We start from the raw sequence: 17,531 nt of genomic DNA, 5'->3' as shown, positions 1-17,531 counted from the left end.
TGCGGCTTGCAAATCTGAGGGCGTCTGCTTTGTTGAGCGTCGGAATGGGTTACGGGCAAGAGCTCTCGCGAGCCAGGTGGACAGACCCATCTCCTCCTTTCTTGTCGATCGGCGGGACCGGGCATACTCTTGCGAGGATCGGAAGAGGGAAACAACGGAAGAAACATCGTGACCGAGCTTGAAACCTTGCGGCATTCCGCCGCGCACATCCTGGCAACCGCGATACTGGAGATCTGGCCGGAGGCCCAGTTGGCCGCCGGACCTCCGGTGGAGAACGGCTTCTACTACGACCTCTCTCTCCCCCATCGAATTTCTCCCGAGGACTTCCCAACGATTGAAGGGAAGATGCGCGAGATTGTTCGCGCCGGGCAACCGTTCGTCTGCGTGCCCGCCGGCCGGGAGGAAGCCGAGAAGCTGGCGCTGCGCGGCCGGCTTGGTGCTCTCTCCGAACGGCCGGTGCCGAGTGAGTTCAAGCTCGATATCCTGCGCGGCATTCCCGAGGATGAGCCGATCACGCTCTACCAGAACGGAGAGTTCCTCGACCTCTGCGCCGGCCCCCATGTGAGAAGCACCGCGTTGGTAGGAGCGGTCCGGCTGACCCATGTCGCCAGCGCCTATTATCGAGGGGACGAAAGAAATCCCCAGCTCCAAAGGGTCTATGGAACGGCATTTGCCACCGAGCGCGAGCTCGAGGAGCACCTGGCACGACTCGAGGAGGCCAAGAGACGGGATCATCGCAAGCTCGGTCGCGAGCTTGAGCTCTTCTATTTCGACGACGCGGTGGGCGCCGGCCTCCCGCTCTGGCTTCCTCGCGGGGCCCTGATCCGTCAGGAGCTTCAGGCCTTCCTGGGCGAGCTTCTGGCCGCGCAGGGGTACGAGACCGTCTTTACCCCCCACATCGGTGAGCTCGGGCTCTATCGCACCTCCGGTCATTTCCCCTTCTACCGGGAGTCCCAGTACCCTCCGATTCCGGAGCCTGCGGCTTGGGAGAACCTGGTTCACGAGGGATGCAGCTGCGGGGACTATGCCAACCGGATGGAGAGCGGAGCGCTCGGCGGCTATCTGCTCAAGCCGATGAACTGTCCCATGCATATCCGGATCTTCGCCAGCCGCCCCCGTTCGTATCGCGAGCTTCCGGTGCGGCTTGCCGAGTTCGGCACGGTCTATCGCTGGGAGAAGTCCGGAGAGTTGGGCGGCATGACTCGGCTGCGTGGGTTTACTCAGGACGATGCGCACATTTTCTGCTCAGAGGACCAGGTCGAGGCCGAGGTAGGAGGCTGCCTGGAGCTCGTCCGGACCGTGCTTGCCACGCTCGATTTGCGGGATTGCCGGATCCGACTGGGCCTGCGCGGACCCGAATCCGAGAAATACATCGGCGAGCCGGAGCTTTGGGAGAAGGCAGAGGCCGCGCTCGCCTCCGCGATTCGGCTGGCGGGACTCGACTTTACGCAAGAGGCGGGAGAGGCCGCTTTCTACGGCCCCAAGATCGACTTCCTGGTCCGGGACTGCTTGGGGCGCGAGTGGCAGCTGGGCACGGTGCAGCTCGACTATAACCTGCCCATCCGCTTTGGGCTGACCTTCGTTGGCTCCGACAATCGCGACCACCGTCCGGTCATGATCCATCGCGCTCCGTTTGGTTCGCTCGAGCGTTTCCTGGCCATCCTGACCGAGCATTTCGGGGGGGATTTTCCGGTCTGGCTTGCTCCGGAGCAGGTGCGGATCTTGCCGATCAGCGACCTGCAGCTCGATTACGCGCGGGAGGTCGCCGCCGCATTGCGGCAGCGGCGGCTGCGGGTCACCGTCGATGAGAAAAGCGAGACGCTGAATGCGAAAATTCGCATTGCCGAACGGCAGAAGATCCCGTATATGGCCATTGTTGGAAAGAACGAGCAATCTTCAAAGAATCTCTCGGTGCGGAGCCGCAAGCGAGGGAACCTCGGCGTAATGACCCTGACGGCATTTGTGGATCAGGTAGTCGAAGAGGTGGCAAGGCGGTCTCTGTAGCGTGCGCCCTCCGTTTCGTTCCTTTCAACGGCAGCCTCGCGTACGGATCAATCAATTCATCCGTGCACCGGAGGTCTTCGTTATCGACTCCGACGGAAAGCCGCTCGGGGTGATGTCTGCGGGCGAGGCTCAGGCGGCCGCGCGCGGCAGGATGCTCGACCTGGTGGAAGTGGCTCCCAATGCCAAGCCTCCGGTCTGCAAGATCCTCGATTACGGCAAGTATAAGTACGAGCAGGCCAAGAAGGAGAAGGATTCGAAGAAGGGGAGCGCGGGCACCTCGAAGCTCAAGGAGCTGCAACTCCACCTCAACATCGATGCGCACGATTACCAGATCAAGCTGAAGCACGCGGAAGGATTCCTGTGGAAGGGCATGAAGGTGCGCTTCAATCTGCTGCTTCGCGGGCGGGAGAATATCCACAAGGAGCTTGCCGTGGAGCTGATGAAGCGCGTGCGCGATGATCTCGGCCACGTCGGAGCGGCGGACCAAGAGATCAAGCCGATCGGTCGAAGTATTGTCTTGATGCTTCTCCCTCTGCCCGCGCAAAAGAGAACCCACAAGTATACGGAGGAAGGGGAAGCGGAGAGCGCTTGAGCCCTCACCGTGAGAGAAAGGAAGAAGAGGGTATGCCCAAAGCAGTGGCTCGCAGAAAGACCAAGAAGGCGGTCGTCAAGCGATTTAAGGTAACGGCTCGAGGAAAGGTGCTTGCCCCTCGCGCGGGGAGGCGTCATCTGGCTTCCAGCAAGAATCGAAAGAGAATGCGGCGTCTGGGCAAGGCGAAGGCCGTCCGGAGCGAGGACGTCGGTCATGTGCGCGACAGCCTCCCATTTGGCTAGGACAGGTCTTCGGACAGGCTGGAACGCTTCCGGACGCCGCCTCCTGCCAACCTTTCCTCTTTGACTTTCCGGGAAGGAGCCGGCAACATCCCCAGGTTTCTCGGAGCGAGACCGTGCTCGCTTCGCTTGAGGGGAGCGGCACGAAAGAAAGGAACGAATTATGGCAAGAGCAACGAATGGGCCGGCTTCGCGCGAGCGGCGCAAGCGCGTCGTCGAGCAGGCGAGCGGCTTCCGCGGAAGGCGGAGCAAGCTCTACCGGTATGCGAAAGACGCGATTTTCAAAGCCAAGTATTGGTCCTACCGGGATCGGAAGGCCCGAAAGCGAGAATTCCGCAGCCTCTGGATTGCCAGAATCAACGCGGCGGCTCGAGCGGAGGGGATGACCTATAGCCGCTTTTGGGAGGGATTGACCCAAGCGGGAATCGGCCTCGACCGAAAGGTGCTGGCCGATCTCGCGGTCCGTTCCCCGGAACAGTTCTCCCGCATCGTTTCCCTCGCCAAAGAGAAAGTTTGCCTGCCGGCCGTCCCGGCGGCATGAAAAAGCGCGTCCTGATCCTCGGCTCGACGGGCTCGATCGGGCGGAGTGCGCTCACGGTCGTCCGGCAACTCTCCGAACGACTCGAGGTGGTCGGCTTGGCTGCCGGAAGGCAGCTTGACGAGTTGCGGGCGCAGGCCGATGAGTTTCGTCCCAGAGCGGTCGGGCTCCATAGCCCGCCAGCGGGCAACGCCTGGCGCCAGGGCTTCCCCGCGAAGACCAGAATCTACCACGGTGCGGTCGGGCTATCCGAGCTGGTAGCCGAGACAGAGGCGGAGATGGTGCTCGTGGCGATCGTAGGGACCGCGGGGCTCGGTCCCTCTCTGGCCGCAATTCGAACGGGAAAGAGCTTGGCCTTGGCCAGCAAGGAAGTCCTTGTGATGGCCGGGGAGATCGTCATGGCGGAGGCCCGGGCGCGGAAGATCGCGATCTTGCCCGTCGACAGCGAGCACAACGCGGTCTTTCAATGCCTCGGGGAGGCTCCGGCCGCCCATCTGCGGCGGATCGTCCTGACCGCCTCGGGCGGGCCCTTCCGCACCTGGGACGCCCGGCGGATCGAGACGGCCACGGTCGAAGACGCCTTGGATCATCCGACCTGGAAGATGGGAAAGAAGATCACGATCGATTCGGCGACCCTGTTCAACAAGGCGCTGGAGATGATCGAGGCGCATTGGCTCTTTTCCGCGCCCTTTTCGGCGATCGACGTCGTCGTACATCCGCAGAGCATCGTTCACTCCCTGGTCGAATTCGTGGACGGCTCCCAGCTCGCGCAGCTGAGCCAATCCGACATGTGCCTGCCGATCCAATATGCCTTTACCTATCCGGAGCGCCTCCCGAGCCCCGTGCGATTTCTGGATTTGGCGACCGTCGGCCGCCTCTCGTTCGAAGAGCCGGATCATGAGCGCTTCCCGGCGCTCCGGTTGGCTCGTCGGGCCGGGGAGGCGGGCGGGACGGCACCCTGCGTGCTCAACGCCGCCAACGAGGTGGCCGTCGCTGCATTTCTGGAGAGGCGGATTCCGTTTCCGGCGATCGCACGATGCGTGGAAGCGGCGATCGAGGCGCACAAGCCGGTCGAGGCAAGGGACCTGGAAGTCTTGCAGCGGGTCGACCAAGAGGCGCGCATTGCGGCAGTTGAGTGGATCCGCAAGAAGGGCTATCCTTAGCCATGGTGCCGTTCGGCGAAATCGTGCGGTTCGCGGGGACCCTGCTCGAGGTCCTCTTTCTCTTCAATGTCTTGATCGTGGTCCACGAATTGGGGCACTTCCTGGCCGCTCGGCTGCGGGGGATCCACGTGGAGCGTTTTCAAATCTGGTTTGGGGCGGCTCTCTGGGAGAAAGAGGTGGCCGGGGTCACCTACGCCTTGGGCTGGATCCCGGCGGGGGGATTCGTGGCGCTCCCCCAGATGGCGGGAGCTGAGCTCCTCGAGGGAAAACAGGCGGGGGGCACCGACCCGCTTCCTCCTGCCAAGCCGTGGGACAAGATTCTCGTGGCCCTGGCGGGGCCAGCGGCCAATGTCGTGCTGGCCTTTCTCTTCTCGCTCATCGTCTGGGTGGTCGGTCGACCGGTCAGCCAGAGCGAGGCGACAACGACAATCGGGTATGTCTTTCCCGACTCGCCGGCGGAGAAGGCGGGGCTTCAGGCTGGTGACCGGATTCTTCAAGTGGATGGGCATCCGGTTCGCCGCTTTCAGGGGATGGATGACAGTGCGATCACCTGGAACATCGTCCGAAGCGAGGAGAGCGAGATCCCCATCACGGTGGAACGCGAAGGGAAGATGCTCACGTTGTCCGTTGCCCCCGTTCGGGAGGAACGGGGCTTCCTCCAGCGCAAGGGATTGCGACAGATCTTGATCCTGCCCGAAGAGACTCCGACGATCGCCCGGGTCTTCCCGAAGAGCCCCGCTGCGGAAGCGGGGTTGCTGCCGGGCGATCAGATCCTCTCCGTCGATGGTCGACGCCTCCGCTCGCCGATTGCGCTCAATGACTACGTTCTGAAGCATCCGGGCAAGCCTCTCTCCCTGGAAGTGGCTCGAGCGGGCCGAAACCGAGCGGTTGAGATCGTCCCGGAGGTGCCGGTGGCGGAGACTGTTCCCAGAATCGGAATTCAGTGGGACTTAGCGGGTACGATGAGCATCGTGCATCCGAATCCCGTGGAGCAGATTCTCCTTAGCGTGCGGGCGATGACCAGTACCGTGACAGCCATGCTCTCTCCCCGCTCGGATATCAAGCCGCAGCATCTTTCCGGCCCCGTGGGCATCATGCGCTTGTACTACCTGCTCTTCCAGAGTCCGTATGGCTGGAGGCTCGCTCTCTGGTTCAGCGTGCTCTTCAATGTCAATGTGGCCCTCCTCAACCTCCTGCCCATTCCGGTCCTGGACGGCGGGCACATCCTCCTTTCCCTTGCCGAATGGGTGCGAGGGAGGCCGCTCAGCGTCCGCCTCCTCGAGGCGCTCCAAGTGATCTTTGCGACCTTGATCGTCGGCTTCATCCTCTATGTGACCTTCTTCGATGTCCAGGATCTGCCTTGGAGAGGCTCGAAGGGGCCGGAGATGCAGTTCCCAGGGAAGATCCATCCCGCCTCGCCTTCGGAAACCAAGTAGCCATGACACACAGCGCTTCCCCCTTCGTTCCCGACCCTTCCCGGTACATCAAGCGCAGCTCGCGGGAGGTACCCGTCGGCCCGGTTACGATCGGAGGCGGATCCCCCGTCGTCCTTCAGTCGATGCTGACCTCCGACACCCTGAATACCGAAGCGTGCGTGCGGGAAGCTCTCGACTTGGTCGAGGCCGGCTGCGAGCTTGTGCGCATCACCGCTCCTACGGTCAAGGACGCCGCAAACCTTCGGGCCATCCGGGAAGAGCTTCGAAGACGCAGTTGCCCGGTCCCGCTGGTCGCGGACATCCATTTCAAGCCCGAGGCGGCCATGGAGGCTGCGCAGTGGGTGGATAAGGTCCGGATCAATCCCGGCAACTATGCGGACCGGAAGAAGTTCGTGGTTCGAAGCTATACCGATGCCGAGTACGCATCCGCCGTCGAGCAGCTGGAGGACTCCTTCCTTCCGCTCGTGGAGCTCTGTCTGCGACGGGGGATCGCCCTGCGGATCGGAACCAATCATGGCAGCCTCTCCGACCGCATCCTCAATCGGTACGGGGACACCCCGCTGGGGATGGTCGAGAGCGCCCTCGAGTATGCGCGCATCTGCCGGAAGGCGGGCTTTCACCGGATCGTCTTCTCGATGAAGGCTTCCAATCCCCGGATCATGATCTCGGCCTATCGGCGGCTGGTGGCCACTCTCCAGGAGCTTGGTCCTGATTGGAACTATCCGGTTCACCTCGGAGTGACGGAGGCGGGAGACGGAGAAGACGGAAGGGTCAAGAGTGCTGTGGGTATCGGCGCCCTCTTGGCGGATGGAATCGGCGATACGATCCGCGTCTCCTTGACGGAGGATAGCGTGCGGGAGATTCCCGTGGCCAAGGCGTTGCGCTCGCTGGTCGAGCAGTTCGCCACCGCTCCGCGACCGCGGGACCGAATCGTCCCTCCGTTCGACCCGTTTTCCTTTCAGCGCCGGGAGTCACACCGTTGGGACCGGAATCCCACGGTTGGCGGAGGGGAGCCGGTGCGCGTCGCCGTTCTCGAGGAGAACCTTGCGGCGTTGGAGGCGGCGTCCGCGGGAACCGAAATCGTTCCGGAGCTCGGCTACCAGCCGCGCCTCGTCGAGGAGGTGGACCCAGAGGATTCGGCGGCACTGACGGCATTGGGGGGCGGACCCCCTCGATTGGTTACCATCCGGGATGGCTGTCCTTATCCTCCACTCTATGCCTTTCGGATGCTCGCTGCGCGGATCCCGGCGCACCACCCGATTCTGCTCAAGGACACCTTCTTCCCGGGGGAGGAGGGAGATCCGCTGCGATCTCTGCTCAACAGCGCCCTCCAGCTCGGAGCCCTTCTCTGTGACGGTATTGGGGACGCGATCCTCTTGCGGGGAGAAGCCGATCCGCGGAAGGCGCTCGAGCTTTCGTACAACATTCTGCAAGCGACCGGCAACCGGAGCTTCAAAGCCGACTTCGTGGCCTGCCCCTCGTGCGGGAGGACTCTCTTCCATTTGCAGGAAACTACGGCGCGGATCCGGAAGGCGACCGGGCATCTCAAAGGGGTCAAGATTGCGGTAATGGGCTGCATCGTCAATGGTCCCGGGGAGATGGCCGACGCCGACTTCGGCTACGTCGGCGGGGCTCCGGGCAAGGTCAATCTCTACGTCGGGAAGAAGGCGGTCCGGTTCAATATCCCGCAGGAGCAGGCGGTCGACTCCTTGATCTCGCTCATTGCCGGGGAAGGGAAATGGGTAGAGCCGCCTTCGTCTTGATGTCCTTCGCCTTTTCTAGCAGGCAAGGGAAAGCCGCTCCCGCCCTGGCGGGAGGCGGATCGGAGTTGGCATAAATCCGGGAAGAGAGTAGAGTCGAATATGCTCTGGTTGGCATTCGGCTTGCCGTCGGGTTCAGAGTGGTTTTGGATCTTCGTCGTCGTCTTCCTTCTCTTCGGCGCGAAAAAGCTTCCCGAGCTGGCACGAGGCGTTGGCAAGGCCCTGGGCGAGTTCCACAAGGCCCGGGAGGACTTCGAACGGGAGATGCACCATTCCTTGCGAGAACCTGAGGTCGGCACCTCCTCCGCATCCACGGCTCAGTCCTCTCCTGCTCCTTCTGCGCCCATGGCGTCCCCTGACGGGGCGGTCCCCCGGGGGGGAGAGAAATCCTCCTGAGTGTGCCGTTTCGAGGATTGACAGTCCGCTGTCTCGTCGTACCCTGGAAACCTTATGGTGCCGCTCTCGCAAATTTGGACGGTTTCTTCCTATATTCTCAAACAGAGATTCACAGGCCGGAAGAGATACCCCCTGGTCCTCATGTTGGAACCCCTCTTTCGCTGCAATCTCGCCTGTGCGGGATGCGGCAAGGTCCAATATCCGGATCACATCCTGAACCGACGGCTGACGCCCGAACAGTGCTGGGCGGCTGTGGAGGAGTGCGGCGCTCCCATCGTCAGCATCCCCGGGGGCGAGCCGCTGATTCATCCGGAGATCGATCGCATCGTAGAAGGCCTGATTGCGCGCAAGAAGTACATCTATCTCTGCACCAATGCACTCCTGCTGAAAAAGAAGATCGATCTCTTTCGCCCGTCGCAGTATCTGACCTTCAGCGTCCATCTTGACGGCCTCGAAGAAGATCATGATGAGTCAGTTTGTCGGGACGGCGTCTACAAGACCGCGGTCGCGGGGATTCAGGAAGCGGTTCGTCGCGGCTTTCGCGTAACCGTTAACTCGACGTTTTTCGACGGGGCGGACCCCGAGAGGATTCGCAAGTTCTTCGACGAAGCGATGAAGCTGGGGATCGAGGGGATCATGTTCTCCCCGGGGTACAGCTACGAGAAGGCTCCCGACCAAGCGCACTTCCTGAAGAGGGAGAAGACGCGGGTGCTTTTCCGCGAGGTCTTCCGAGAGCGAAAGAAAAGCTGGAAGTTCAATCTCTCCCCGCTCTTCCTCGAGTTCCTTCAAGGAAAGATCGAGTACGATTGCACTCCCTGGGGCAACCCGACCTACAACATCTTCGGCTGGCAGCGCCCTTGCTATCTTCTCCAGGAGGGATACGCAAGGAGCTTCCAGGAGCTCATGCAGACGACCCGCTGGGAAGACTATGGCTGGCGCAGCGGGAATCCTCGCTGTGCCGATTGCATGGTCCATTCCGGATACGAGCCGAGTGCCGTCAATGACACCTTCGGTTCCTTTGCCGGGCTGCTCCGCACGATTCGTGCAAGCCTGGGCGATGGAGCATCCCCACCGTCGTCGGGCATCGACCAAACGCCCCCGCGCCACCCGGGGAAGCGGCAGGAAACGGTAGCGGTCTAGGAAGCGGGAGCAGGGAGGCCGGCATCATGGAAGAACGTTCGATCCGCTCCCGGGGCGAGGCGCCAGCGATTGGGAAGCTGGTGGACCAGATCGAGATGGCCTTTCATTACCGTGGAGACATCACCCTGCACCTTTCCGGGGGCAGGACCCTGACGGGCTATCTTTTCAACCGTGTGGGTGAGGGGACGGAAGCCTTCGTCCAGTTGATGCTCTCCGAAGGCTCTGGCTCCGTGAGCATTCCCTATCGGGAGATCGAGGAGATCGTGCTGAGCGGAGCCGATGCGGCCGATGGGAGATCCTACGAGGCTTGGAAGGCCAAGAAGAACGGCGAGCGCAAACGGGAAGCGGACCAGATCGCTTCCGAGATGCGCCGCCAAGGCATTCTTTGATTGTGGGTGGGGTCGGCGAACTCTTCGAACGATCGCTCGCGCCGAAGGGGGTCCAGGCAAGCTCAAACCGGCAGCATGGCGACCGCCCACATTCTCCCGGTCTTCCCCTTCTCTGCCCGATAGGAAAAATAGCGGTCGAGGTGGCAGGCCGTGCAGGTTTCGCAGTCGAAGAGAGAGCGAACTCCCATGTCCAGAGCCTGCTCCCGGATCTGCCGCGCAAAATCGACTTCGTAGTGGGGCGGACGGATGCAGGGGCTGATTTGGATCATCAGGCGTTCGGCCGGGGAGCCCCAGCGATTTCGGAACCCCTCGATCGCCTTGGTAACGATCCCTGCTTCACTCCCCCTCCGTCCGGAGTGGACGAGGCCGAGGGCCGGAATCTCCGGATCGAAGAGATAGACGGCGGCGCAGTCCGCGATCCGGATCTTGAGCGCAACTCCTGGGCATTGGGTGAGAAGACCATCGACGCCCGGATAGAACCGACGCGAGGCGTTTTCGACGAAAGCGATCTCATTGCCGTGGGGCTGCTCGGCTCCGATCAGGCGGTCGGGGTCGATGCCGAGGTCGCGAATCGGAGGGGGATGGTCGATCCCGCCGGTTCGAAGGGAAAAGCCGTGGGGAACCTTCGCTGCGGTAAGGGCAGGAAAAAATTCCCATGACGACCGGACGCCGGAGGTCGCCTGCTTCCGCGATTCTGTGTGAGCCGACGCGATAGAATCGAGCGGGGTGGCTGACGATGTCGTAGCCATACAGGGTCCACTCGGGCTGCAGGGATTTGAACCCTGGACCTCTTGGTCCCGAACCAAGCGCGCTACCAGACTGCGCCACAGCCCGCCAAGCTGAGAGCCATTGTAGAGAGATTCGGCCAAAGGCAAAGTTCTTTCTCCGCCTCATGGATTCCGGAATTTGTGTTGACCTTCCCCCAGCGCCAAAAAGAATAGCGGTAATTCGGTTGCGCCGGGAGAGGCCTCCGCTTGTCGCGGGACGTGGGAGGTAGAGGTCGCGTCAAGATCCGTCCGGCAGGGTAGCTCAGCGGCAGAGCAGGGGTTTCATAAGCCCTTGGTCGAGAGTTCGATTCTCTCCCCTGCCACGGGAAAGAGGGAAATGTCATCGAGCATGCTCGGGTTTTCGCTATCTTCCCCGCCAAAAGGCTTGTTGCCTAGCAGCCGCTGTGTTAGCCGGTTTTTCACTGCGGGAGGAGGTTCCAGGCGACGGGAGCTTCCTGGACGGGAGGGTCTTTCTCGCAGAATCGCAGGGGCCGGGGTGTAACGAATGGCGAATCTTTTCGGGAAAGCGGCCAATGAGCTTCCCCGGAAGATCGTAGTTGGAATTCTCATCATCGCCGCCCTGACGGTCGCTGGGATCGCCTACTACTTCACGCCGAAATACACGCGAGTCGGCTACATGCCCAAGCAGCCGATTCCCTTCGATCATTCCCTGCATGTAACGGGCCTTGGGCTCGACTGCCGCTTCTGCCATAGCTTCGTGGAGAAGAGCGGATTTTCCAACGTGCCGACGACCCAAACCTGCATGTCCTGCCACCGGATGGTCAAAGCCGACAGCCCGAAGCTGGCCGCATTGCGCGAGAGCTGGGAGAGTGGAGAGCCGGTGCGATGGACTCGGGTCTATCAATTGCCGGATTACGTCTACTTCGACCACTCCGCCCACGTGAACCGGGGGGTGAGCTGCTTCAGCTGCCATGGGGAGGTGAACCAGATGAAGACCATTTATCACAAGACCCCCCTGAGCATGAGCTGGTGCTTGGATTGTCATCGGAATCCGGAGTATTTCGTCCGGCCGCAGGAGAAGGTTTTTGATCTAGGATGGCAGCTCCCGAGCGGGCAATCGCAGGTCGAGATGGGCAAGCATCTGGTCGAGCAGGAGAAAATTCAGCCCTCCGACAACTGCTCTGCCTGTCACCGGTAGGTTGCGCGAAGGAGGGGATGAGTTGATGGAACCCAAGAAGACGAGGCCAAGGACTGCGGGGAGCGATGCCTTTTCTTCCGGAGAGGCGGCATCCTCCTTGGAGGCTGCTGAGCCGTCCCGCGATTTTGCCTGGGAGTCGATCAGCCGCCGGAGCTTCCTGCGCGTCATGGGGGCTTCATTCGCCCTCGGAGGGATCGGCTTGGCGAGCTGCCGACGTCCGGAAGGTCATCTGGTCCCGTACACGGCGAGTCCCGAGTGGGTGGTTCCAGGAAAACCGCTCCTCTATGCGACCACAGCCCCCGCGGTCTACGGTGGGGTCTCACTCTTCGTGACGACCTATGAGGGTCGGCCGACGCACCTGGAAGCGAACCGGATTATTTCCGATGCGGGGCTCACCCCTCAGCTTCAAGCTTCCATCCTCGATCTTTACGATCCAGATCGGGCGGTGGGCTTCCTGGAGAATGGCTACCCTGCGACGCGCCAGCGGTTTGTCGAGCTCCTGGGCAAGTCGATCGGCTCCTGGCGAGAAACCAAGGGGGCGGGGCTTGCGGTCGTCGTCGAGCCGACTGTCTCTCCCACCCTCGCCGGCCTCCGGGAGGAGTTCCGGAAGCGCTATCCGGAAGCGATTCTCTGCACCTACAGTCCGCTGGGGAATAGGGACCGCTTTGCCGCGACCCGGCAGCTCTTTGGGGAACGGTTGACGCTTCTTCCGCGTTGGGCGGAAGCCGACGTCATTCTTTCCATCGGCTGCGACTTTGCTTCGGGGGACCAGGAAGGGCCGTGGGCCGTGCGCGGGATTGCCGCGCGCCGCAGGCTGCTGAATCCAGGGGATGGGATGAGCCGGATTTACGCGGTCGAAGAGCGGCTGACTTCCACGGGCGCGATCGCCGATCACCGGCTCGCTTTGCGGGCGGGAGATCAGGCGGCCTTTCTCGCCTTGGTGGCGCGCGAGCTCGCGGCTGCCGGGCTCGCGCAGCTCGACCCCTTCGGCCGGGTGGTGGCGGAGGATTGGGGGGAGCCGGTGCGGAAGTGGGCGAAGGCCGTCGCCCAGGATCTCTTCCGAGCCAAGCGTCCTCTCATCGTCATGGGTCGGGACTTTCCCGCGCCTGCGGCCCTGCTGGCCTTGACGATGAACCTGGCGTTCGAAAAGCGCTCGGCTCTCGATCTGATTCCGGCCTTGGAGGACGAGGCAGAGTCGCTCGAGTCGCTTGCGGAGCAGATCCGGAAGGAAGATGTCCGTGCCCTTCTGATTCTCGGAGCCAATCCGGCCTATACGGCGCCGGTGGATCTCGACTGGCTGCGGCTGCAGCGGAGCGTGCCGCAGGTCATCCATCTCGGACTTTTAGCGGACGAGACCGCGCAGGCAAGCCACTGGCATGCTCCCATGGCTCATTATCTGGAGAGCTGGGGAGATGCCTTCGGGCCCGATGGGACCTACCTGAGCGCGCAGCCCATGATCCTGCCTCTTTTCGGCGCCCTCTCAGAGATTGAGGTTCTGGCCGCCTTGTGCGGAGAGACAGACGCCTTGGCGGTGCCGGAAGAAGCGAACCCGATGCAGCTTTCGCAGCCTCCCCTTGCCGGAGGGCCTCCCCTCCTGCCCTTGCCCATCGCGGCGAGAAGGGTGCAGGAGAGCTTCGTGCGGCTCTGCCGCGTCGAGGAAAAGGATCGAACGGAAGCATGGCGGCGGTGCCTCCACGACGGATTCTGGCCGGGAAGTGCCCCCAGTCCGCTCTCTCCCGAGCCGCGCTGGGATCAGGCAGAGCCCGTAGTTGCGAAGGATCTGGCTCGAAGGCCGGCAGCGCACGGGCTCGAGCTTTCCTTCTATCCCTGCACGAAAATCGGCGACGGGCGCCAGGCTAACAACGGCTGGCTGCAGGAGCTACCGGATTTCATTACGAAGCTCACTTGGGACAATGCGGTCCTCCTGGGCCCGCAAACGGCTCGCAAGCTGGGGCTCTCCTCCAGCGGCGGAGATTCCCGGCAGGCGGAGCTGCTGCTGCTGGAAAGCGGCGGCCGCCGACTGGAAGCCGCAGCACTCGTCGTTCCGGGGCATGCCGAGAACGCTCTTTCGCTCGCTCTCGGATACGGACGCTCCTTCGGCGGGAGAGTGGCGCAAGGCCATGGGTTCAATGCCTACTTGCTCCGGTCTCGGGAGACCTTGCGCTACGCCTCGGGGGTTTCGGCGATTCGGTCCGGGAGGAGCTACCCCATCGCACAGTCGCAGATCCACGGGGATCCCGGCAATCGGGGCTTGGTGCGGGAGGGAAGCCTGGCCGAGTATCGTGCGGTACCCGATTTCGCCAAGCGAGAGGATGGGGAGGCACGATCGGTCCCGGAGGTTTCGATCTATCCCAACCCTTACGGCGCCAAGCAGCCCGGGCCCGCGTATACCGAAGGGGTAAGCAAGGGCGCTTACCAGTGGGGAATGGTGATCGACCTGGGGAGCTGCGTGGGATGCAATGCCTGCGTCATCGCCTGCCAGAGTGAGAACAATGTGCCGATCGTGGGCAAGGGGCAGGTGATCCGTGGCCGGATCATGCAGTGGATCCGTATCGACCGGTATTTTCTGGGCACCGAGGCCGATCTGCGCACGATGCCCGAGCCGATGCTCTGCCAACAGTGCGAGAACGCTCCCTGCGAAGCGGTCTGCCCCGTGAATGCGACCGTACACAGCGAGGAGGGGCTCAACGTGATGGCGTACAATCGGTGCATCGGCACGCGGGCCTGCGCGGCGAATTGCCCTTACAAGGTGCGTCGCTTCAATTTCTTCGATTTCAACAAGCGCGACGTCCTGAAGACGAAAAAGATCGGTCCATGGTCGGTGGGAAATCTCTACCTGGGCCCGTTCGGCGCCCTGGGAAGCCCCCTGACCATCCAGATGCAGCGCAATCCCAACGTGACTGTCCGGATGCGGGGAGTGATGGAAAAGTGCACCTTTTGCGTCCAACGGGTCGAGGAAGCCAAGATTGCTACTCTTGTCCGGGCCCGCGACGGCGTGCCGCAACCCATTCCTCGGGATAGCGTGCGGACGGCTTGCCAAGAGGCCTGTCCCGCCGGAGCGATCGTCTTCGGAGATCTGGCGGATCCGGAAAGCCAAGTTTCTCGCTGGAAGGCGGACTCTCGAGCTTATCGGGTATTGGAATTTCTCAACGTGCGCCCGCGCGTTTCTTATCTGGCGCGGGTCCGCAATCCGAATCCCGATCTCGGGGCAGGGGAGGACCGCCCAAGCGCGCGAGAGCCGGAAGGACCGATCGGGGATACGAGCCGTCGTGCGGGCTGAGCAGAGCACTAAGGGAAGGAATGAAGATGCCGAGGGTGGAGAACGCGGTCGATAGAGCGGAAAGCGGTCGGGAGCTTCTGGCGCGCCCGGCGCTCGTCTTGAACGAGAGGGAAGCTTCTTGGGTAAACGACGCGGTCTGCTCCGTGGTGGAAAAGCCGGCTCCCCTCTGGTGGTGGCTTGCCGTAGTGGCTTTCGGAGTCTTGGCGGGAGCGGTGCCGCTGGTCGTCGTCTATTTCATCAGCACGGGCTTGGGTGTCTGGGGGCTGCAGAGCCCGGTCTTTTGGGGTGTGGCCATTCTCAACTTCGTCTTCTGGATCGAGATCGGGCATGCCGGCACCTTGATCTCGGCGATCTTGCTCTTCACGCGCCAACGGTGGCGGAACTCGGTGAATCGGGCCGCCGAGGCCATGACGATCTTCGCCGTCCTCTGCGCGGCGGTCTTCCCCCTCTTCCACATCGGGCGACAATGGATGTTCTGGTACATGGTGCCGGTCCCGGAATCGTACGCGGTCTGGCAGAACTTCCGCGCTCCTCTCCTCTGGGACGAGTTTGCCGTGGGAACCTATTTCACTGTCTCTTGCCTGTTCTGGTATTTCGGCCTGCTTCCCGATATCGCCTCCCTTCGGGACCGGGCGACCAAGCTGTGGAAGAAACGCCTCTACCACGTGCTCTGCTGGGGATGGACGGGTTCGCTTCGGGCGTGGCGTCACTACGAGGCGGGATACCTCTGCATCGCGGGCGTGGTGAGCGTCCTTGTGATTTCGGTCGCCTCGGTGGTCTCCACCGACTTCGCGACGACCGTGCTGCCGGGATGGCATACGACCATCTTCCCACCCGATTTCATTACGGGAGCCATCTTCAGCGGGTTCGCGATGATCGTCACGCTCATGGTTCCGCTGCGCGCCGCCTATCCTCGCCTCAAGGACATGATTACGGAGAAGCACCTGGACAATATGGCGAAGGTGCTCTTGGCGACGGGATCGCTGGTTGGCTACTCCTATCTGATCGAGCTCTTCATGGCCTGGTACGGAGCCAATCCCTACGAACGATACACGTTCTGGAATCGGATCACGGGCCCCGACTGCGCGACCTACTTCTTCATGTTCGGATTCAACGTCCTCCTACCTCAGATCTTCTGGTTCCGGCTCCCTCGAATCCATCCGTGGATCCTCTGGACGGCATCGGTGCTCATCAACGTCGGCATGTGGTTCGAGCGCTATTCGATCATTGTGGTCAGCCTCGAGCGGGATTTTCTGCCTTCCTCTTGGCGCCACTATCTCCCGACCTGGGTCGATTGGGGGCTCTTCTTCGGCAGCGTTGGCCTCTTCTTTTTCCTCTTCCTGCTCTTTCTGCGCGTCTTGCCCGCGATCTCCATCGCGGAGATCAAGACCCTGCTGGCGAAGCCGCGTCGGCCGCGGGAGCCGGAAGCCCCGTTCGATGAGCCGGAACCCTTGCTGCCGAGCCGGGAGATCTACGGATTGGGAGCGGAATTTTCCTCGGAAGAGGATCTGCGAAGGGCGAGCGAGGAGACCCGAAAGAAAGGATACGTCTGGTGGGATGCCTATGCGCCCCATCCCATTCATGGCATGGAGCAGGCGATGCGCCTTCCCAAATCCCGTGTCTCCTTTTTCGTGTTGATGGGAGGTTTGCTGGGCCTCCTCATTGGGATTGCCATGGTGACGGCCACCTCAGTCCCGCGCCCCGAATTGCTTCGAAGCTTGACGACCGGTCAACTGCAGGGCCTTTTCTACGCGACCGTCGTCCAAGGCAAGCCCTACTTCAGCCTCCCCGCTTTCGTCCCCGTTTTGCTCGAGCTGACCATTCTTTTCGCCGCATTCAGCGGCTTTCTGGCCGTCGTCCTTCTCTCGCGGCTTCCGCGACCTCACCATCCGGTCTGGAATTGGGGGGAGCTTTCTCGACGAGCGACCGATGACGGATTCTTCCTCGTCATCGAAGCGAGGGATCCCGCGTTCTCGCCGGCCGAAAGCCGGGAATTCCTGGAACGTTTGGGAGGGAGACGACTCACCTATATTCCTCGATAGGCTGCCCGGAAACATGCGTACCTTCCTCTTGTTCCTCGCCTGCCTTGTGTTTGCGGTGGTCAGCGTCACGGGATTCCGCGGTACCAAGACGACGCGCAACCCCATCGAAATTTTTCCCGACATGGTGCGACAGGCCAAAGTGAAGGAGCAGGCTCCCAGCCTCTTCTTTCCCGATCGCCGGGCAAGCCGCTACCCCGTAACGGGGACGGTTCCGACGAGCGATCCGGTCGATCAGCCCTACCTGAACACCGGGATGATCGGAGATTACTGGGGGGATGGGATCCCTATTTCCGTGACCGCCGAAACGCTCAAGAAGGGGAAGGAACGGTTTGAAATCTTTTGCAGCGCCTGTCACGGAGCGGCGGGATCGGGAAACGGCATTGCGACCCAGTACGGCCTTGTCGGAGTGCCCAACTACCATTCGGATCACACCCGGCAGATGCCGGACGGTCAGATCTTCTACGTCATCACCCACGGACAGGGGCTGATGCTGGGATACGGAGCCAACCTGAGCGTGGAAGAGCGCTGGACCGTCGTCGCCTACATCCGGGCCTTGCAGCTCAGTCAAAATGCGACGCTTGCGGACGTCCCGATTGCGGAGCGGCCGGAGCTGGAGGGGAAATAGC

At 62.2% G+C, this 17,531-nt stretch carries 15 protein-coding genes and 2 tRNA genes; 15 read left to right on the top strand and 2 right to left on the bottom strand.

All coding sequences use genetic code 11. The annotated features are described in order from the left end of the window. Positions 1-168 precede the first annotated feature (168 nt). The 10 genes from thrS to MacB4_RS05755 all read left to right on the top strand — a co-directional run bounded on the left by thrS (position 169) and on the right by MacB4_RS05755 (position 9,657). Positions 169-2,004, top strand: coding sequence for a threonine--tRNA ligase (gene thrS / locus MacB4_RS05800; protein WP_206862935.1), 1,836 nt, complete (start codon positions 169-171; stop codon positions 2,002-2,004). A 1-nt stretch (position 2,005) separates the two neighbouring features. Next, positions 2,006-2,596: a translation initiation factor IF-3 gene (gene infC / locus MacB4_RS05795; protein ID WP_206862933.1), complete on the top strand. Its 591-nt coding sequence runs from the start codon at positions 2,006-2,008 to the stop codon at positions 2,594-2,596. Between the two features lie 32 nt (positions 2,597-2,628). Beyond that, on the top strand, positions 2,629-2,838 hold the full coding sequence (gene rpmI / locus MacB4_RS05790; RefSeq protein ID WP_206862930.1) for a 50S ribosomal protein L35: 210 nt from the start codon (positions 2,629-2,631) through the stop codon (positions 2,836-2,838). Between the two features lie 160 nt (positions 2,839-2,998). After that, positions 2,999-3,376 (top strand): 50S ribosomal protein L20, encoded by a 378-nt coding sequence (gene rplT / locus MacB4_RS05785; RefSeq protein ID WP_206862928.1) that lies wholly within the window; start codon positions 2,999-3,001, stop codon positions 3,374-3,376. Then, the gene (locus MacB4_RS05780; RefSeq protein ID WP_206862926.1) at positions 3,373-4,536 is read left to right on the top strand and encodes a 1-deoxy-D-xylulose-5-phosphate reductoisomerase; all 1,164 of its coding nucleotides are present in this window, start codon (positions 3,373-3,375) and stop codon (positions 4,534-4,536) included. The genes rplT and MacB4_RS05780 overlap by 4 nt, the downstream gene beginning before the upstream one ends. A 2-nt stretch (positions 4,537-4,538) precedes the next feature. After that, positions 4,539-5,972 (top strand): RIP metalloprotease RseP, encoded by a 1,434-nt coding sequence (gene rseP, locus MacB4_RS05775; protein ID WP_206862925.1) that lies wholly within the window; start codon positions 4,539-4,541, stop codon positions 5,970-5,972. Positions 5,973-5,974: 2 nt separating this feature from the next. Beyond that, positions 5,975-7,735: a (E)-4-hydroxy-3-methylbut-2-enyl-diphosphate synthase gene (gene ispG, locus MacB4_RS05770; RefSeq protein ID WP_206862924.1), complete on the top strand. Its 1,761-nt coding sequence runs from the start codon at positions 5,975-5,977 to the stop codon at positions 7,733-7,735. Positions 7,736-7,834: 99 nt separating this feature from the next. Next, positions 7,835-8,128, top strand: coding sequence for a twin-arginine translocase TatA/TatE family subunit (locus MacB4_RS05765; protein WP_206862923.1), 294 nt, complete (start codon positions 7,835-7,837; stop codon positions 8,126-8,128). 54 nt (positions 8,129-8,182) lie between these two features. After that, complete coding sequence (gene hpnH / locus MacB4_RS05760) at positions 8,183-9,268, top strand: adenosyl-hopene transferase HpnH (protein ID WP_206862922.1); 1,086 nt, start codon at positions 8,183-8,185, stop codon at positions 9,266-9,268. Between the two features lie 26 nt (positions 9,269-9,294). Beyond that, the gene (locus tag MacB4_RS05755) at positions 9,295-9,657 is read left to right on the top strand and encodes a hypothetical protein (protein ID WP_206862921.1); all 363 of its coding nucleotides are present in this window, start codon (positions 9,295-9,297) and stop codon (positions 9,655-9,657) included. Between the two features lie 62 nt (positions 9,658-9,719). On the opposite strand, the gene MacB4_RS05750 is transcribed toward MacB4_RS05755, so the two are convergent. Continuing rightward, a complete protein-coding gene (locus tag MacB4_RS05750; protein WP_206862920.1) occupies positions 9,720-10,406 on the bottom strand; it encodes a polyphenol oxidase family protein in 687 nt (228 codons plus the stop codon). Between the two features lie 11 nt (positions 10,407-10,417). Then, positions 10,418-10,491, bottom strand: a tRNA-Pro gene (locus tag MacB4_RS05745). A 184-nt stretch (positions 10,492-10,675) separates the two neighbouring features. On the opposite strand from MacB4_RS05745, the gene MacB4_RS05740 reads away from it, so the two are divergent. The 5 genes from MacB4_RS05740 to MacB4_RS05720 all read left to right on the top strand — a co-directional run bounded on the left by MacB4_RS05740 (position 10,676) and on the right by MacB4_RS05720 (position 17,530). After that, positions 10,676-10,747: transfer RNA gene (locus tag MacB4_RS05740), tRNA-Met, on the top strand. Between the two features lie 182 nt (positions 10,748-10,929). Further along, positions 10,930-11,583, top strand: a complete 654-nt coding sequence (locus tag MacB4_RS05735) for a cytochrome c3 family protein (protein WP_206862919.1) — start codon at positions 10,930-10,932, stop codon at positions 11,581-11,583. Positions 11,584-11,608: 25 nt separating this feature from the next. After that, positions 11,609-14,863, top strand: a complete 3,255-nt coding sequence (locus MacB4_RS05730; protein ID WP_206864872.1) for a 4Fe-4S dicluster domain-containing protein — start codon at positions 11,609-11,611, stop codon at positions 14,861-14,863. Between the two features lie 26 nt (positions 14,864-14,889). Continuing rightward, a complete protein-coding gene (locus MacB4_RS05725) occupies positions 14,890-16,905 on the top strand; it encodes a quinol:electron acceptor oxidoreductase subunit ActD (protein WP_206864871.1) in 2,016 nt (671 codons plus the stop codon). 13 nt (positions 16,906-16,918) lie between these two features. After that, positions 16,919-17,530 (top strand): cytochrome c, encoded by a 612-nt coding sequence (locus tag MacB4_RS05720; RefSeq protein ID WP_206864870.1) that lies wholly within the window; start codon positions 16,919-16,921, stop codon positions 17,528-17,530. Position 17,531: the final 1 nt, after the last annotated feature.

It is taken from the genome of Methylacidimicrobium sp. B4, assembly GCF_017310545.1.
In the GTDB taxonomy this organism is placed as follows: domain Bacteria; phylum Verrucomicrobiota; class Verrucomicrobiia; order Methylacidiphilales; family Methylacidiphilaceae; genus Methylacidimicrobium.
The sequence above is the reverse complement of the archived record's forward strand: the minus strand, read 5'-3'. Positions and strand labels throughout refer to the sequence as shown.

Excerpts from the sequence above, each read along its gene's own strand:
- rpmI (WP_206862930.1), top strand. The coding sequence starts at position 2,629 with ATGCCCAAAGCAGTGGCTCGCAGAAAGACCAAGAAGGCGGTCGTCAAG.
- MacB4_RS05755 (WP_206862921.1), top strand. The coding sequence starts at position 9,295 with ATGGAAGAACGTTCGATCCGCTCCCGGGGCGAGGCGCCAGCGATTGGG.
- MacB4_RS05720 (WP_206864870.1), top strand. The coding sequence starts at position 16,919 with ATGCGTACCTTCCTCTTGTTCCTCGCCTGCCTTGTGTTTGCGGTGGTC.
- MacB4_RS05725 (WP_206864871.1), top strand. The coding sequence starts at position 14,890 with ATGCCGAGGGTGGAGAACGCGGTCGATAGAGCGGAAAGCGGTCGGGAG.
- ispG (WP_206862924.1), top strand. The coding sequence starts at position 5,975 with ATGACACACAGCGCTTCCCCCTTCGTTCCCGACCCTTCCCGGTACATC.
- rplT (WP_206862928.1), top strand. The coding sequence starts at position 2,999 with ATGGCAAGAGCAACGAATGGGCCGGCTTCGCGCGAGCGGCGCAAGCGC.
- MacB4_RS05735 (WP_206862919.1), top strand. The coding sequence starts at position 10,930 with ATGGCGAATCTTTTCGGGAAAGCGGCCAATGAGCTTCCCCGGAAGATC.
- hpnH (WP_206862922.1), top strand. The coding sequence starts at position 8,183 with ATGGTGCCGCTCTCGCAAATTTGGACGGTTTCTTCCTATATTCTCAAA.
- MacB4_RS05750 (WP_206862920.1), bottom strand. The coding sequence starts at position 10,406 with ATGGCTACGACATCGTCAGCCACCCCGCTCGATTCTATCGCGTCGGCT.
- MacB4_RS05730 (WP_206864872.1), top strand. The coding sequence starts at position 11,609 with ATGGAACCCAAGAAGACGAGGCCAAGGACTGCGGGGAGCGATGCCTTT.
- MacB4_RS05780 (WP_206862926.1), top strand. The coding sequence starts at position 3,373 with ATGAAAAAGCGCGTCCTGATCCTCGGCTCGACGGGCTCGATCGGGCGG.
- MacB4_RS05765 (WP_206862923.1), top strand. The coding sequence starts at position 7,835 with ATGCTCTGGTTGGCATTCGGCTTGCCGTCGGGTTCAGAGTGGTTTTGG.
- rseP (WP_206862925.1), top strand. The coding sequence starts at position 4,539 with ATGGTGCCGTTCGGCGAAATCGTGCGGTTCGCGGGGACCCTGCTCGAG.